This window comes from Paraburkholderia sp. BR10923 (assembly GCF_040948765.1).
Lineage (GTDB): Bacteria > Pseudomonadota > Gammaproteobacteria > Burkholderiales > Burkholderiaceae > Paraburkholderia > Paraburkholderia youngii.
This window is the reverse complement of sequence record NZ_JBFPKO010000001.1, coordinates 357,852-374,777: the sequence shown is the minus strand read 5'-3', so window position 1 is coordinate 374,777 and position 16,926 is coordinate 357,852. Positions and strand designations below refer to the sequence as shown.

General features: G+C 63.9%; 12 protein-coding genes and 1 tRNA gene. 4 read left to right on the top strand and 9 right to left on the bottom strand.

The features are described from left to right. Nucleotides 1–145 precede the first annotated feature (145 nt). Nucleotides 146–844, top strand: a complete 699-nt coding sequence (locus AB3X94_RS01715; RefSeq protein ID WP_176108180.1) for an aspartate/glutamate racemase family protein — start codon at nucleotides 146–148, stop codon at nucleotides 842–844. 150 nt (nucleotides 845–994) lie between these two features. Here AB3X94_RS01715 and AB3X94_RS01710 read toward each other — a convergent pair. Next, nucleotides 995–1,071 (bottom strand) — tRNA-Met (locus tag AB3X94_RS01710). 260 nt (nucleotides 1,072–1,331) lie between these two features. On the opposite strand from AB3X94_RS01710, the gene xth reads away from it, so the two are divergent. Then, nucleotides 1,332–2,108: an exodeoxyribonuclease III gene (gene xth / locus AB3X94_RS01705; RefSeq protein ID WP_176108163.1), complete on the top strand. Its 777-nt coding sequence runs from the start codon at nucleotides 1,332–1,334 to the stop codon at nucleotides 2,106–2,108. A gap of 51 nt (nucleotides 2,109–2,159) precedes the next feature. Here the strand turns inward: xth and AB3X94_RS01700 are convergent, their stop codons facing one another. The 4 genes from AB3X94_RS01700 to glnA all read right to left on the bottom strand — a co-directional run bounded on the left by AB3X94_RS01700 (nucleotide 2,160) and on the right by glnA (nucleotide 8,750). Beyond that, entirely contained in the window at nucleotides 2,160–4,277 is a 2,118-nt protein-coding gene (locus AB3X94_RS01700) for a prolyl oligopeptidase family protein (RefSeq protein ID WP_368610661.1), read from the bottom strand. A 140-nt stretch (nucleotides 4,278–4,417) separates the two neighbouring features. Further along, nucleotides 4,418–5,956: a nitrogen regulation protein NR(I) gene (gene ntrC, locus AB3X94_RS01695; protein ID WP_176108161.1), complete on the bottom strand. Its 1,539-nt coding sequence runs from the start codon at nucleotides 5,954–5,956 to the stop codon at nucleotides 4,418–4,420. A gap of 36 nt (nucleotides 5,957–5,992) precedes the next feature. Then, the gene (gene glnL / locus AB3X94_RS01690) at nucleotides 5,993–7,135 is read right to left on the bottom strand and encodes a nitrogen regulation protein NR(II) (protein WP_176108160.1); all 1,143 of its coding nucleotides are present in this window, start codon (nucleotides 7,133–7,135) and stop codon (nucleotides 5,993–5,995) included. A 199-nt stretch (nucleotides 7,136–7,334) separates the two neighbouring features. Next, nucleotides 7,335–8,750, bottom strand: coding sequence for a type I glutamate--ammonia ligase (gene glnA / locus AB3X94_RS01685; RefSeq protein WP_176108159.1), 1,416 nt, complete (start codon nucleotides 8,748–8,750; stop codon nucleotides 7,335–7,337). Between the two features lie 455 nt (nucleotides 8,751–9,205). On the opposite strand from glnA, the gene AB3X94_RS01680 reads away from it, so the two are divergent. Continuing rightward, nucleotides 9,206–9,670 carry a rhodanese-like domain-containing protein gene (locus AB3X94_RS01680; protein WP_013089841.1) on the top strand — a complete coding sequence of 155 codons (465 nt, stop codon included), beginning with the start codon at nucleotides 9,206–9,208 and terminating at the stop codon, nucleotides 9,668–9,670. Nucleotides 9,671–9,847: 177 nt separating this feature from the next. Here AB3X94_RS01680 and AB3X94_RS01675 read toward each other — a convergent pair whose 3' ends face one another. The 4 genes from AB3X94_RS01675 to AB3X94_RS01660 form a co-directional block, all read right to left on the bottom strand. Then, on the bottom strand, nucleotides 9,848–10,696 hold the full coding sequence (locus AB3X94_RS01675; RefSeq protein ID WP_368610660.1) for a competence/damage-inducible protein A: 849 nt from the start codon (nucleotides 10,694–10,696) through the stop codon (nucleotides 9,848–9,850). A gap of 19 nt (nucleotides 10,697–10,715) precedes the next feature. Then, nucleotides 10,716–11,549, bottom strand: a complete 834-nt coding sequence (locus AB3X94_RS01670) for an EI24 domain-containing protein (RefSeq protein ID WP_176108158.1) — start codon at nucleotides 11,547–11,549, stop codon at nucleotides 10,716–10,718. A gap of 210 nt (nucleotides 11,550–11,759) precedes the next feature. Further along, on the bottom strand, nucleotides 11,760–12,758 hold the full coding sequence (locus AB3X94_RS01665; protein WP_176108157.1) for a sterol desaturase family protein: 999 nt from the start codon (nucleotides 12,756–12,758) through the stop codon (nucleotides 11,760–11,762). Between the two features lie 82 nt (nucleotides 12,759–12,840). Further along, complete coding sequence (locus AB3X94_RS01660) at nucleotides 12,841–13,860, bottom strand: beta-propeller fold lactonase family protein (protein ID WP_176108156.1); 1,020 nt, start codon at nucleotides 13,858–13,860, stop codon at nucleotides 12,841–12,843. 580 nt (nucleotides 13,861–14,440) lie between these two features. Between AB3X94_RS01660 and AB3X94_RS01655 the strand changes: the two genes are divergently transcribed. Next, nucleotides 14,441–16,864, top strand: a complete 2,424-nt coding sequence (locus AB3X94_RS01655) for a YadA family autotransporter adhesin (protein WP_368610659.1) — start codon at nucleotides 14,441–14,443, stop codon at nucleotides 16,862–16,864. Nucleotides 16,865–16,926: the final 62 nt, after the last annotated feature.

Here is a 16,926-nt window from a genome sequence, read left to right as displayed (position 1 = left end):
CGTTTGGACTCGCTACGATTCTATCGGCGCCAGAATAATGCGTGCGCCGATGCGTACCGGCGCACGCGCGGCAATCCGTATCGGCTGTGTGCGATGCGACGCGCCTATACTCGCCGTTTCGGCCATGCATTGACGGAGCGTCCAGATGAAAACGATCGGCGTGATCGGCGGAATGAGCTGGGAGTCGTCCAGCGAGTATTACCGGCTGCTGAATCGCCACGCGAAGGTGCGGCTCGGCGGTCATCACAACGCACGCAGTCTGCTGCTGACCGTCGATTTCGCGTCGATCGAGGCGAATCAGCGCGCCGGCGACTGGCACGCGCTCGGCGAACAGATGGCCGACGCCGCGCGCCAGCTCGAACGCGGTGGGGCCGATCTCGTGATTCTTGCGACGAACACGATGCATCGCGTGTACGAATCGATCGAGCGGGCGATCACGGTGCCATTCCTGCACATCGCCGATCCGACCGGCGCCGCGTTGCGCGCGGCGGGCATCGAGCGCGTGGGCCTGCTCGGCACGCGCTACACGATGGAGCAGACGTTCTATACGGGCCGGCTGCGCGAACGCTATGGACTCGACACGCTCGTGCCTGATGACGATGAACGCGCGGACGTGCACCGCATCATTTACGATGAGCTATGCCACGGTAACGTGGACGACGCGTCGCGCAAGGTCTATCAACGCGTGATCGAACATCTGGCCGCGCGTGGCGCCCAGGCGGTCATACTCGGGTGCACGGAGATCACGCTGCTGATCAAGCCGGAAGATTCGGTGCTGCCTGTGTTCGATACGACTGCGTTGCATGCGCAGGCCGCGGTGGAGTGGGCGATTGGAGCTGAGTGATGATGGGTTAGAGGCTTCGATCGCGCGCGAATCCTGTTGCGTCTGTTCACGCGCGCGTGCGCCATACGCAGCGAGCACCACAAGCGAAACGAAGCGCTGAAAGTCAAAAAGCCCGCATGGCTTGCGCGATGCGGGCTTTCAACAATGCTTTGGTTGCGGGGGTAGGATTTGAACCTACGACCTTCGGGTTATGAGCCCGACGAGCTGCCAGACTGCTCCACCCCGCGTCAGAGAAAGAAGATTATATAAGCTTGCTAGCAAAACGTCAAACCTATGAGCGGAACATTTATCGAACGACGTCGTCGCGATGAGATTCGAGCCCCGATGAACACGCATGAGCATGCGCCGTGAGCGCAAGACATGCGGCGCAGCCTCGTATTCCACGCATGGCGCGACGCACACAGCAAGTAGAATGTCGCCGACTTTGACCGGCGAGGCCCCCGCTATAATCGGCCTCGCTCTCATCACGCACGCACCGGATATTTTCGTGAAAATCGCCACCTGGAACGTCAACTCCCTCAAAGTCCGCCAGCAGCACGTCGTCGACTGGCTCGCGAGCAGCGGCACCGACGTGCTGTGCCTGCAGGAACTGAAGCTCCCCGACGAAAAGTTTCCGCGCGCCGAACTCGAGGCGGTCGGCTATCGAAGCTGGTACGCGGGTCAGAAAACGTATAACGGTGTCGGCATTCTGGTGCGCGAAGGTTTGAACGTCGACGAAACCAGCATCGTGCGCAACATCCCCGGTTTCGAGGACCCGCAGCAGCGCGTGATCGCGGCGACCGTCGACGGCGTGCGCATGATCTCCGCGTATTTCCCCAACGGTCAGGCGCCCGGCACCGACAAGTTCGCGTACAAGCTACGCTGGCTCGACGCGCTGCACGACTGGCTCGCAACCGAGATGACACTGCATCCGAAGCTCGCGCTGCTCGGCGACTACAACATCGCGCCCGAAGATCGCGATGTGCACGACCCGAAGGCATGGGAAGGTCAGAATCTGGTGTCGCCCGAAGAGCGCGCCGCGTTCGTGCGGCTGATCGGCCTCGGTCTGCTCGACGCCTTCCGCCAGTTCGAGCAGCAGGAAAAGATCTATTCGTGGTGGGACTACCGGATGATGGCCTTCCGTCGCAATGCGGGGTTGCGCATCGATCACATCCTGCTGTCGAAGGCGCTGTCCGACATCTGCAAGGCGTGCGACATCGACAAGGTGCCGCGCAAATGGGAGCAGCCGTCGGATCACGCGCCGGTGTTCGCGCAGCTCGGTTGATCCGGAACACAGCCACGAAGCGAGGCAGTGCGGCCTCGCTCCCCTATTGCTTCAAGCGTCGCCCAGCACACCCCACAAGAACTCGAACACCATCGCATCATGCTCGGCCTGCTCCAGCTCATCGGAGCCGCCGTGTCCGCCTTCCGTATTCTCCCGGTACCACACGTTCTGCGCGCCCAGCGCCTGCATGCGCGCGGCCATCTTGCGCGCGTGGCCGGGATGCACGCGATCGTCGGCGGTCGACGTCATGAATAGCACCGGCGGATACGCGACGCCCGCCGCGAGGTTGTGATACGGCGAATACGCGGCGAGCGTGCGCGCTTCATCGGGTTCGTCCGGGTCGCCGTACTCGTCGATCCACGATGCGCCCGCGTGCAGCAGGTGATATCGGCTCATATCGAGCAACGGCACCTCGCACACGACCGCGCCGAATAGCTCCGGCCGCTGCACCATGCAAGCGGCCACCAGCAGACCGCCGTTGCTGCCGCCCTGAATGCCGAGCTGCGCGGCGCTCGTCACGCCTCTCGCGATCAGCGCTTCGGCGACCGCGATGAAATCATCGAACGCGCGCTGGCGATTTTCTCCCTGCGCCGCCGTGTGCCAGCGCGTGCCGAACTCCCCGCCGCCGCGAATATGTGCGACCACGTACACGCCGCCGCGTTCGAGCCAGCCGATGCCGTGCCCCGTCAGATAGCTCGGCAACAGCGGAATCGCGAAGCCGCCGTAGCCGCTCAGCAGACACGGACGCGTCGGTTGTCGATCGCCCGGCGATGACAGTGCTTCCTTCGGCCCAATCACCGTGTACGGTATGCGCGTGCCATCGGCCGATACCGCATGGCCGCGCGTCACGGCAACGCTCGTCGCGTCGAACTGCGTCGGCCAACGGTCGAGCAACTCCCATTCGCCGGGCTCGTCGCGCGCGAGATCGGAGAGCCAGTAGGCAGGCGGTTGCAGATAATCGTCGGTGTCGACGAACACTTCGTCGTTCAGCGTCGACTCGACCGGCGACACATCGACCTGCGCATCGCCGCGCGCCGCAAACACGCGCTCGCGCCAGTGCCACGTGCCGTCCTCGCGCTGCGAAGGCGTCCAGATCAGCGTCTTGGCGCGTACGTCGTCGAGATACGACACGATCAGATGATGGCGCGTGTGCGACCAGTCGCAGGCCGAGGTCAGCGGTGTCGGCGTGAAAAGCGGCGTCACGTCGCGCTCGCCGCGCAAAAACGCGTCCTCGCGAATCGCGAGCAGCGCGCCGCCAGGATAGCGCGCGCGATTGCCGTCCCACTCGCAGTCCCAGTCGAGCCGTGGCTCTAGCAGCAGCCAGCCCTGCCACGCCCCCACCGCGACATGCGACGGCACCTCGTAACGATGCCAGGCATCGCTGACGTGGTCGAGGTAATAGGTGTGCGAATCGAAAAAGTCGACGCTGCTCGTCACCGTATGCCGGCGATCGAGCGGATCGTAATTCGCCTCCACGCCGATGTCGTCAAACTCGCCGCGAAACACGACGGGCGCGTCGGCGAGCGCGGTGCCACGGGTCCAGCGCCGCACGTCGCGTGGATAACCGGAACGCGTCAGCGTCTTGCGCCCGCTGTCCCAGCCAACGTACAGCGTATCGCGATCGATCCACGACACCGTGTGCTTGCCCGCCTTCGCTATCGCGAAACCATCGTCAATGAAACGCCGCGCGTCGAGATCGAACTCGCGCACGACGAGCGCGTCCGAGCCGCCCGGCGACATCGTGATCAGCGCGCGGTCGCCGTCCGGATAGAGGATGTCGAGATCGACGCACACCCACGGTGTGCCTTCGGCCGCGCCGAGCGCGTCGAAGTCGAGCAGGTTCTGCCACACCGGCGCGCCGGCGCGCCATGCGGCCCACGCGGTGCGTCGCCAGATGCCGCGCGGATTGCTCGCGTCCTGCCACAGATCGTAGGCCCAGTCCTTCCAGCGATCCGGAATCACCGGGCGCTCGCGCGGCAGATAGGCATCGGCGAGCCGGTGTCTGAGCGCGTCGAACGACGCGCCGCTGCACCACGCCGCACGGGTGCGCGCATTCTGCGCGTCGACCCATGCGAGTGCGTCGGTGTCGTACAGCTCTTCGAGCGACAGGAAAGGATCGGGGGAAAGCGGCCACTCGAACGGGGCGGGAGAAGCGGGAGAAGCTGGCATCGTCGGCTGTCGGATCGGAACAGCGTTGATTATGCCTCGTGCACGACAGTTGCCGGTTTGCCGCAACGCGCGATGCAAAAACGACGAAGGCGGCCTGAGCCGCCCTCGCCTGCGATGCAGGATCGCTCAATACGACCGCATCAAGGCTCGAGATTGAGCTCCTGAATCTTGCGCGTAATCGTATTGCGCCCGATACCGAGCCGCTCGGCCGCCTCGACCTTGCGGCCGCGCGTGAAGTCGAGCGCCTCGCGGATCACGGCCGCTTCGAAGCGGCGCGCGAGTTCGTCCATCACGTCGGCCGCGTTCTCGCGCAGCATGCGCGCGACTTCGGTGCGCAGGCCGCCTTCCCATGCGCTCAGCGCGGTGGCGACCGACGCACCGCCCGCACCGACCGGATGCACGAGCGTGCTGGCGTTCGCTCCAGCGAGCGGCGCACCGACCGTGAATCCCGTATTGATCGTCACGGCGCCATCCGTCGTCGCGCCCGCGGCGGCGCCCGCACCGGGCTCGCTCCCGCCGCTGTGCGCGGGCCCGAGATCGGGCGGCAGATCCTTGATTTCGATCGTCTGCGCGGGCGCCATCACCGTGAGCCAGTTTGCGAGATTCTCGAGTTGCCGCACGTTGCCCGGAAACGGCAGCGACGCCAGATACGCGAGCGCCTCGTCGGACACGCGCTTCGGTTCGACGCCGAGATCACGCGCGCTCTTCTGCAGGAAATGTCGCGTCAGCAGAGGAATGTCCTCGCTACGCTCGCGCAACGCGGGCAAGCGCAAGCGGATCACGTTCAGACGGTGATACAGGTCCTCGCGAAACAGCCCCTGCCGCACGCGCGCTTCGAGATTCTGGTGTGTCGCCGCGATCACGCGCACATTCGCGCGCAGCGGATTGTGGCCGCCCACGCGATAGAACTGTCCGTCCGACAGCACGCGCAACAGGCGCGTCTGCAGATCGAACGGCATGTCGCCGATTTCGTCGAGAAACAGCGTGCCGTTCTCGGCCTGTTCGAAGCGTCCCTGGCGCATCGCCTGCGCGCCGGTGAACGCTCCACGCTCATGACCGAACAGTTCGGACTCCAGCAGATCCTTCGGAATCGCGGCCGTGTTCAACGCGATGAAGGGGCCGTTCGCGCGTGGGCTATGTCGGTGCAGCGCACGCGCGACCAGTTCCTTCCCGGTGCCTGATTCGCCGGTAATGAGCACGGTGGCCGCCGAATGCGACAGGCGACCGATCGCGCGAAACATGTCCTGCATCGCGGGTGCCTGGCCGAGCATCTCGGGCGCTTCGGCGACGCGCTCGTCCCACGTCTGCTCGCCACGCATGCTTTCGTCGACCGCGCGGCGAATCAGCTCGACGGCCTTGTCGACATCGAACGGCTTCGCCAGATACTCGAACGCACCGCCCTGGAATGCGGCCACCGCGCTATCGAGATCCGAGAACGCGGTCATGATGATGACCGGCAAGCCTGGCACCTTGTCGCGGACGGTTTGCAGCAACTCCAGCCCGGAGCCACCGGGCATGCGGATATCGGAGACCAGCACCTGCGGGCTGTCGTGATCGAGCGCGGCCGACGCTTCGCGCACGTTGGCGAAGCTGCGCGTCGCGAAGTTCTCGCGCGCCAGCGCTTTCTCGAGCACCCAGCGAATTGATTGATCGTCGTCTACTATCCAGATCGGCTTCATATGGTTCGGTCAGAAGTCTTGAGGTGCTTGTGGTATCTAGAGGTCGAGCGGCAGCAGAATCTGAAACTCGGTATGGCCCGGCCGGCTGTCCACCTCGATCAGACCTTCGTGCTGCTGCACGAAGGTCTGCGCAAGCGTTAGACCGAGACCGCTGCCGTCCTCGCGCCCCGATACGAGCGGATAGAAAATGCGGTCGCGAATCTCTTCCGGAATGCCTGGGCCGTTGTCGACGATATGCAAGTCCAATGCCAGCTTGCACAGGCGTTTTGAAATCGTGACCTTGCGCGCGATGCGCGTACGCAACTCGATGCGCGCATCGCCCTGCGAGATCCGCTCGCGCAACGCCTCGGCCGCATTGCGCACGATGTTCAGCAGCGCCTGGATCAGCTGCTCCTTGTCGCCGCGCAGATCCGGCACGCTGACGTCGTAGTCGCGCTCGATCGTCAGGCCGCGCGGAAATTCCGCGAGAATCACCTGACGCACACGCTCGCACACCTCGTGAATATTCACGTCGCCGACGATATGCGGATGCCGGTGCGGTTCGAGCAGGCGGTCGACCAGCGTCTGCAGCCGGTCCGATTCCTTGATGATGACCTGGGTGTACTCGCGCAACTCGTCGCGCTGACGCTCGCCGAGTTCGAATTCGAGCAGTTGCGCGGCGCCGCGAATGCCGCCGAGCGGATTCTTGATCTCGTGTGCGAGATTGCGGATCAGATGCTTGTTGACGGCCGTCAGGTCGTTGATGCGCTCTTCGCGGTCGGTGCGCAGATGCCGCTCGTTCTCGAATAGTTCGAGCAACACGTAGTCCTGCGCGCTTTCCAGAAAGCCGACGATCGCATGCGCGTGCAGTGGCTCGTGGCCGGGACGCTCGAGCACGGCGTCAAGATGCGTCGCGTGAAAGCGGTGCGCGGCGATCGCGGTGATCGTCGCGACCAGTTCGTCCGCATTCGAGAAGATGTCCGGCCACGCCATCTGCGTCAGTTGCTTGCGCGACATCTCCAGCATCGACTCCGCCGACGGATTCGCGAACGCGACGCGCAGCGTGCGCTTCTCGAGCACCAGCACGACGGTGGGCAACGCCTCGAAGCCTGGCAGCAAGCCAGAGCTCACGAGCTGCGCGTCATCCGACAGCGTCTGTTCGTGTCCTTTCCTTGCCTTGATCAGATTCTTGAGAACCATCTTGCAGTGTGGCCGGTAGGAGATGGTGATAAATCAGGAGTGCGGCCTATTGGTGATTCGTCGCAATGCATGTCGCCCGCGCGCGGCCGGCCGTGCGTACGGCCTAACGAAAAAGGGACGGCGCCGCCGTCCCTTCGTGACCGATCGCGAGCGTCGGGCAAAGCGCTTCGCCGCGTGAAGGGCGAAGCGCCATCGCCGCTTACAGCGAGTAGTACATTTCGAATTCGATCGGGTGCACCGACTGACGATAGCGTTGCAGCTCGCCCGTCTTCAGTTCGATGTACGCGTCGAGCATCGAATCCGTGAACACGCCACCGCGCGTCAGGAACTCGCGGTCCGCGTCGAGTGCGTCGAGAGCCTGGTCGAGGCCGGCGCACACGGTCGGGATCTTTGCATCCTCTTCCGGCGGCAGGTCGTACAGGTTCTTGTCGGCAGCTTCGCCCGGGTGAATCTTGTTCTGTACGCCGTCCAGACCCGCCATCATCAGCGCGGAGAAGCACAGGTACGGATTCGCCAGCGGATCCGGGAAGCGCGTTTCGATACGGCGGCCCTTCGGGTTCGACACGTGCGGAATACGGATCGATGCCGAACGGTTGCGAGCCGAGTAAGCCAGCTTGACCGGCGCTTCGAAGTGCGGCACGAGACGCTTGTACGAGTTCGTACCCGGGTTGGTGATCGCGTTCAGCGCGCGAGCGTGCTTGATGATGCCGCCGATGTAGAACAGCGCGAATTCCGACAGACCTGCGTAACCATTGCCCGCGAACAGGTTCTGGCCGTCCTTCCAGATCGACTGGTGAACGTGCATGCCCGAACCGTTATCGCCGACGACCGGCTTCGGCATGAACGTCGCCGTCTTGCCGTACGTGTGCGCGACGTTGTGGACGATGTACTTCATCTGCTGCAGCCAGTCGGCGCGCTGCACGAGCGTCGAGAACTTGGTGCCGATTTCGTTCTGGCCCTGGCCCGCCACTTCGTGGTGGTGCACTTCGACCGGAATGCCGATCTGTTCGAGCAGCAGACACATTTCCGAGCGGATGTCCTGGAACGTGTCGACCGGCGCGACCGGGAAGTAGCCGCCCTTGGTGCCCGGACGATGGCCGGTGTTGCCGCCTTCGAATTCCTTCGCCGACGACCACGGTGCTTCTTCCGAGCCGATCTTGATGAAGCAGCCCGACTGGTCCGTGTTCCACTGGACCGAGTCGAAAATGAAGAATTCCGGTTCCGGACCGAAGTAAGCGGTGTCGCCGAGGCCGGAGCTCTTCAGGTACGCTTCGGCGCGCTTCGCGAGCGAGCGCGGATCGCGCTCGTAGCCCTTGCCGTCAGCCGGTTCGACGACGTCGCAGGTCAGCACGAGGGTCGATTCTTCGAAGAACGGGTCGATGAAGGCCGTGTTCGCGTCCGGGACCAGCAACATGTCCGATGCTTCGATGCCCTTCCAGCCGGCAATCGACGAACCGTCAAACGCATGGCCGCTTTCGAACTTGTCTTCATCGAATGCCGACACCGGCACCGAAACGTGTTGCTCTTTGCCGCGCGTGTCGGTGAAGCGGAAGTCGACAAACTTGACGTCTTCGTCTTTGACGAGTTGAACGACGTCGGCCACGGATTTACTCATAACCTATCTCCTGATTAACAATTTCGGCGGATTTCAGCCGCCGCCCAATCTAGCTGACCCGTCCCGGAACGTCCACTTATACGGCGTCGCGGTCCGAAAATTCTGCGGGACAAATCGATCGGCACCAATAAAGCAGATAGCGTGCCACCTTTCAGCCCAGTATGAGCCAATTCGGCCCACATCGTTACTGCGCTTGCGTTTGCGGGCTACGCGTGGAGCGCCAGCAGCGTCACGAAGAAACGCCTTAACATCCTCACGCACCAGTTTCGTGCATTCACCGCTTTGGAAATCGGGTTATCTTCCATTTTGGTGCATTCCGACGAAAGTGCACCATATTTGCGCATCGAGTTTGGGGCAGCGCCCGCCGATCGCCCCCCCACGCCCAGTCTACCCAGGTCTGCGCGGTGCCTGGCGCGCGCTAGAATGATCATTTGGTCCGAAGGAGATTGACGCTCATGAGCACGCTCGAACAGCTTTACGCGAAGGCGGACGCCCGTCGCGCCGAGAACCAACTGCCCTACGCGGGCGCGGTATCGCCGGCCGAGGCGTTCGAACTGCTGGAACTCGATCCGCGCACGCGTCTCGTCGACGTGCGTACCCGCGCCGAACTCGACTGGGTCGGCCGGCCGGTGATCGGTGATGGCCAATACGCGCATGTCGAATGGACGCGCTATCCGGGCGCGGTGCCCAATCAGGAGTTCATGCAGCAACTCGCGCAGGTCGCCTCGCCCGACACGCCGGTGCTGTTCCTGTGCCGCAGCGCCGCGCGCTCGAAGCTCGCCGCGATCGCCGCGACCCAGGCCGGCTTCACGAAGGCGTACGACCTGCTGGAAGGCTTCGAAGGCGACAAGGACGGCCAAGGGCATCGCAAGACGGTGTCGGGATGGTGTTTTCGCGGCTTGCCGTGGATCGGCGCCTGATGGCGGACTGGCGCACTGCCCTCACATGCGCAAGTCCTGTCTAGCGGGGCTGAGGCAGGCTAATCGAAACAGGACGCGCCGACCACGCACTGATTGCATCAGTCGGCGCGGGTTGTGACACTGCGATGTCGCGGCTCGCGCCAACCCAACCGTCCTGCGCGAACCGCTGTCGCCTTCTCAGCTTCGCGGCTTACCCGTGGCGGCCGCCGCCGCTGCCGCGACTTCAGGCTCGACGATGTCGCCACCGAGCAGATGCACCCCTTCGCGCAGCTTCACGAACGCCGCGGCGACGGCTTCCGGCTCACCCTTCACCCCGAGATCGATGTGATGCCGCGCATACACGCCGCCGCGCTTCGCATCCCCGACGCTCGGCAGGCTGAACACCCGCACGCCCGGAAAATCCCGCTCGATTTTCTCCATCAGCGGCGTCACGCGCGACTCCGGCAGCTCGAACACCAGCAGCGACTTTTCGGCGTGCGGCGTGGTGTGGTGCAGATGCGCGTACTGCGTGTCCAGCACCCACTCGATCATCGGCCAGGCCATCACCGGGAAACCCGGCACGAAATGGTGCTGGCGGATCGAAAAACCCGGAATCTTGTTGTAGCCGTTCGGAATGATGTCGGCGCCCTGCGGATACGTGCCCATGTTCAGGCGATGCCGGTTCTCGGGCGAGTTCAGATCGAGCGGCGTCGTCGAAGTCGCCGGATACATGTCGCGGATGCGCTCCTGGATCAGCTTCGCGGCCTCCGGATGCAGCTCGAGCGGCACGCCGAGCGCGGCCGCCGCGCATTGGCGCGTGTGGTCGTCAGGTGTCGCGCCGATGCCGCCCGTCGAGAAAACGATGTCGCCCGACGCGAACGTCCGACGCAGCGTCGCCGTGATGCGCTCCGGATCGTCGCCGATGTACTCCGCCCAGCCGAGCGACAGCCCGCGCGCCCGGAGCAACTCGATGACCTTCGGTAGATGCTTGTCGACGCGCCTGCCCGACAGGATTTCATCGCCGATGATGATGACGCCAAATGCCATTGCCGCCTCTTTCGTTTGATCAATAGGGAACCGGCGCGACCTCGCGCGCGCCGCCAGACGCTTCCGCCCGCATACGCTGCAGCGCGCGCAGGCAGTAGTTGCCGAACCATAGCGCCGAGAACACCAGGATGAACGCGTAAATCCAGATCGTCACCGTGGTAATCACCGGGAACAGCACGACCAGCCAGACCGACGACGCCCACAGCAGCGTCGGCAGCGAGCCTAGGAGGCCGCTCACGACCCCGATCAGCAGTAGCGGCAAGCGGTGGCGCCGCACGAGTTCGCGCCGCTCGTCGCGCGTCGCATGCAACGCGAGCGCGTCGTAGGTCATCACCCGATACGTGAGCCAGCCCCACAGCAGCGGAGGAATCAGCGCGAAGAACGGCGGTACGAGCCACAGCGGCAAGGTGACGATCAGCAGCACGAGACACAGCAGCGTGGTCCAGAGCGCCTGACCGAGGCTACCGTACCATGTTCCGCCGCGGCGTATCTCCAGCCCGGCGAATTGGCGCGCCGCGAGAAAGCGGATCACGGCCGGCATCGACAGCATGGCGATCAGCAGCAGCACCGTGACGACGATCAACGGGATCGCCATTGCAATTACGATGAACGGTGCGATGACCGCGTGCAGCGTCGAGAAACCGAGCACGTCGAACAGATGATAAAGCGTGGCGGTGAAAGACCAGTCGTCGAGCCAGGTGCGGGTCGCGCCGGTCACCGTTTGCCAGAAGAACCACAGGAGCAAGCCCCAGCCGACCGTCGCGACGATAAACGGTTTGAAGGTCAGCCAGAGCATGCGCGGATGCAACGCGCTTGCGAGTGCACGCCCAAACGAGCGCAACAGATCATTCATGCGAGCCAATGCCTGCGAACGAAACGATGGACAGGAAAAACGCGCCGCGCGCCGGCCTGGCATGCTGGTGGGGCACTGGAGGTGCGCACGAACGTGCACAGCATAAACCAAGGGACACGCCGCCGGCGGAAGTGGGCGGCGCGGCGGAGCGCGTGCTCGAGAGGATCCGCAATGGACTCAGAATGAACTCTGAATGGACTCTGAAAGGACTCAAACGGCAGCGGTGTCGTTGCCGGTTGCGCGGCGCTTCGATACCAGGCGATGCGCGATGCGCACGAAGGCGAACCAGTGCTGCGCCCAGAAGCCATCGCCATAGCGGCGGCCTTCGAGCTGATCGCTGATACCGGTCGGCTCCACGTCGCGGCTCCACGACGCGCTGCGGAACAGCATGTCCCACCATGGGAACAGCACGCCGAAATTGCAGCCGTACTTGAGCCCTTCATGACCTAAGCCGATTGCGTGGTGACGGCGATGGAATGCCGGACTGACGAGCAGCCGCTCGCCGAGCCAGCCGTAATACAGCCGGATGTTCGCGTGCTGCACGCTCTGCGCGAGGTTCGTGATCGCGACCAGCACGACGAACTGCGACGGCGGCACACCGATCGCGAGCGAGATCACCGCGAAGAACGACGCCTGCAGCAAATCATCGAGCAGATGGTTACGATCGTCGGACCAAAGCGACATCTGCCGCTGACTATGGTGTACCGCATGCAGTTCCCACCACACGCCGAAGCGGTGCTGCCCGCGGTGATACCAGTAGCCGGCGAAATCGAGCACGAGCAGATACATGACGAACGTGACGAGCGGCTGCGTGGTCACGCCGGGCCACAGGTTGTCGAAGTTCAGGTTCGCGATGCCGTGAAGCCTGAGCCAGCCTTGCACGTTGTCGAAGAATGGCTGCAGTGCGAAGAAAAAGAAAAGATTCAAAATGCCGAGCTTGGCGATCCACGTGTACAGCACGTCGACCCGCACTGCCTTGCGGTTCTCCCATTGCTCGACCGGACGCAGCGCCTCGAGCGGACGCAGGATCGCGTACATCGCGAGCACCTCGAGCACACCGACGATGACCCAGTACAGGCTGTCGTAGGTGTCCTCGTCGTAGTCCATCAGATTGAACCGGAACAGCAGCGGCTGTACCACGTCGACGTACAGCCACGTCTGCGTGGCTGAAACGAAGCTGTCGAGTGTGGAGAAAATCAGATGGAACATGATGCTGGCCTGTTACTTCATCCTTGGTGGCTCGTGGCGCCGGGGCTCTGCTGCGTTGCTCCCAGGCACCCCCTGAGACCCCTCAAGCACCGTTCGGCGCCGTGACCGGCGCGCGGTTGAAGAAATAGATACCATGCGGCGAGCGGCCGACCGCAATCGTCTGGATCAGCTTGCGCGTGTTGAGATCGATGATGCCAATGTGCTTCGCGAAGCGGAAGGTCACCCACAGATAGCGCTTGTCGGCGGAAAGCTCCATGTCGTCCGGTCCCGGCATCAGGCCGGTGATATCGCCGACGTTGGTGAGCGTGTCTTCGTCGATGATGCTGATCGTGCTAGCGACGCGGTTCGACACCGCGACATGCTTGCCGTCGGCGAGCGAGCGGAAGTTGTGAGCGCCCTTGCCCGTATGAATCGTCTTGACGACTTTCTGGTTGCGCCAATCCACGACGGCGACGTAGTCCTCGCCGGTCATGCCGACGAGCAGGTACTTTTCGCCCGGCGTCATCCACAGGCCTGCGGGCACCTTGCCGACCTTCATCTTCCATTTGACGGTTTGCGTGGGCAGGTCGATGGCGGCGAGTTCGCCCGAGATCTGCAGCGAAACGAACACCGTCCTGCTGTCATTCGTGAACGCCATATGGCTGGGCATCACCGCGAGCGGCAGCCGTGAAGCCAGCGTCATCTGGTTTTTCTGGTTGTCGTAGTGGTAGATGTCGAGGCGGTCGAGCCGCAAGCCCGTAGTGACGAGCCACTTGCGATCCGGCGAAAAACCGATTTGATAGGGATCTTCGATGTTCTCGACCCAGCGCTGCAACTGCCCCGTTTTCGGATCGACGAACATCAGGCTGTTCGACACCGAATTGGCGACGATCAGCGAGGAATTGTCCGGCGTGGCCATCAGGTGATGCGGTTCCTTGCCCGTGGGCACGGTGCCGATGACCTGGCGGCTGTTCTCGTCGATCAGGCTCAGCGTGGCCTCACCGGAATTGAGCACGATCACGTTATTGGCGTGCGCCGCCGGAGAAAAAAAGCCTGCGGCGGCGACCAGCACCGCAGTTGCGGCGAACGTGGCAGTCAAGCCGGGAAGAAGAAATTTACGCATGAAAACTCGCTTCGGAGAACAACGGTCATTGTAGAACGTTTGCCGGTCCGAGCGGTTGACGTAAGTCACCGGGCGACGAGCGAAAAATGACGGATGCGATGAAGTGCGGCCGCGCGCGGGAAAGTTCGTCTGCCACGTCCCGTTTTTGATGCTCGGGCCGCGGGTTTTCGAGTGAGGAATCAATGTGCTCTCCTTGCCAGAATCAATCATGCATCAGCCACACGCCAATATCGCCCAAAGCAATAACTAAAACAATAGGAATATTCTTTTTTTCGCGCCAATAAATCTACCTGTATTAATATATTTTTTAGCCCAATTGAATTTCGGAGTTCGCTGATATCTGAATTGCGCGCGGGCACCGGAGAATTCTTCGTGCGCGTCGTCCCGCCAGCGCCTCATCCGTGGGAACCACGCGTATAACGCGGGGACGACGCGCGCTCGACCAAATAGCGCAAGCTTCACCAATGGCCAGCGTTTTTATTTTCGAGATTTTCAAACTTAGCTGAGCAATAACGTCACACCAATCTCGAAGTACGCACTACACGCCACGAACTAAAATAATGCGGAGGATTTTAAATTGATGAACAAGAATATTTCGATAATTGGCCGTACCACATCTCAAAGAAAAGTCGCAGCGGCGCAAACTGCCTGCCTGCAAATACACCGTGCTTCCGCGCGCCAGAAAAGCATCGCCCGAGCAGTTCGACGTACTGCGGGTGTTGCCATAGCGGCGGCCCTGTGCGTCACGGAAGCGAACGGCGCCGGCGTCGATTCGGTCGAGGTAGGCACGGCCAGCGCGCCCGGCGACGCCGCGGTCGCGATAGGCGCACAGGCCATCGCAAGCGGCAACTCATCGCTGGCGATCGGCTCGCAAGCGAACGCGCAAAACGACGGCGCGCTCGCGGTAGGGGCAGGCGCCACGGCGCAGGGCGACAGCGCAGTCGCCGTGGGTCTCTCCTCTTCCGCAAAAGGCGAAGGCGCAGGCGCCTTTGGGCCCTATGCGAATGCGCAGGCGGAACGCGCGACCGCGGTCGGTCTGGACGCGTCGGCGCTCGGTGTCGACTCGGTCGCAACGGGCTCCGGTTCAATGGCGGCGAATTCGGCCGCCTCCGCGTTTGGCTCCCAATCCACGGCAACCAGCGTCGGTTCGACCGCGCTCGGCTATGTCGCGCAGGCCGGAGGCACCAACTCGCTCGCCGCCGGAGCATGGGCCTCGGCACTGGCGGACTCGAGCGTCGCGCTTGGTAGTAACACCCTCGTCAGCGGTGTCGGCGCCATCGCCCTCGGCGTCGCTGCGCAGGCGAGCGGCGCCTATGCCAGCGCAATCGGCTTCGGCGCAACGGCGGCGGGAGCCGGCGCGATCGCCCTCGGCAGCAACGCAAACGCGAGCGCCGACAATAGCGTCGCGCTGGGCGCCAATGCCAGCACCACGACGGATCTGTCGCAAAGCGCATTTGTGCCCGGGGGAGCGGGCGCTACCCCGGTCGTGGCCCCCATCGCGACAGGCGAAGTCTCACTTGGCTCGGCGAATAATGAGCGTCGCCTGACCAACGTCGCCGCGGGCGCTACGCCCACTGACGCGGTCAACGTGAGCCAGTTGAACGCGGTCGACAACAAGGTCGATGCACTCGCTGAAAGCAGCGCGCTGCACTACCTCAGCGCTGCCGACCCGGCCGACGGCTCCAACAACGCGCTCGCAGAAGGCACGCACGCGCTCGCCGTGGGCAGCAACGCCAGCGCCGTCGGCGCCAACGCGAGCGCATTCGGCACGAGCGCCAGCGCGAGCGCAACGGATTCGACCGCGATAGGCGCGGGCGCCGTCGCCGGCACGGCCGGCGCGACCTCGCTGGGCGCGTCAGCGTCGGCCGACGGCTCAGGGGCCACGGCGCTCGGGGCCAGCGCGACGGCGAACGGCGACGGCACGCTCGCGATCGGCTCCGGTGCCAGCGCAGCCGCCGACAACGCCCTTTCGCTCGGCTATCAGTCGAGCGCGCTGGCCGCAAACGCCGTCGCGCTTGGTCAGGGCTCGATCGCCGATCGCGCGGGGACCGTATCGGTCGGGTCGGCGGGCAACGAGCGTCAGATCACCAATGTCGCGGCCGGCACCGCGGACACCGATGCGGTCAACGTCGCCCAGCTGAAAGCGGTGAGCGATCAGAGCAGCGCGAGCGCGGCGAAACTCGACGGCGCGGTCATGTACGACACGAACGCCGACGGCAGCATCAATCGGAACAGCATTACGCTCGGCGGCGATACCACGGAGGGCACCGCCATCCACAACGTCGCGAACGGCGTGCTGGCGTCCGACGCGGTCAACCTCGGTCAGCTCAACGCGGCGCTCGAAGGGGCGATCAATAACGCGGCGATCGGTTCGGTCGGCGCGTTATTCAGTGCTGCGGGTGAAAGCGCGACTGAAACCGCGCAAGCATCCGGTGCACACGCGATTGCGGCCGGGGCGAATGCGCGGGCAAGCGGCGCCAACGCGACAAGCATCGGAGCGAACGCCATCGCCAGCGGCAACAACGCGACGGCGGTCGGCGCCGCGGCCAGCGCGAGCGCCGACAACTCGGTGGCCTTGGGCCAGGGCTCCATCGCAGACCGAGCGAACTCAGTATCGGTTGGCTCGGTGGGCCAGGAGCGCCAGATCACCAACGTCGCAGCCGGCGTGCGAGGCAGCGACGCGGTCAACGTCAATCAGTTGCAGCAGAGCGTGAGCGGCGCGATCAGCGCGGCGAATCGCTATACGGACGATCAGATCCGTTCCGCCCGCCGGGACAGCTACGGGGGCACGGCATCGGCGCTCGCGATGGCAGGCTTGCCGCAAGCGGTCCTGCCCGGACACGGCATGGTCGCGATGGCGGCCGGCACGTACGGCGGTCAATCCGCGCTCGCAATTAGCGTGTCGCAGTTGTCGGACACCGGCAAATGGATCTACAAGGCCCAAGGCAGCGCCGACTCACGCGGGCAGTTCGGCGCATCGATCGGCGCGGGGATGCATTGGTGAAATCAGCTCGGGCGATCGTGTCGGGCAAAGCCCGGCCGCCGTGCACACCCAGTGTCCAGCGT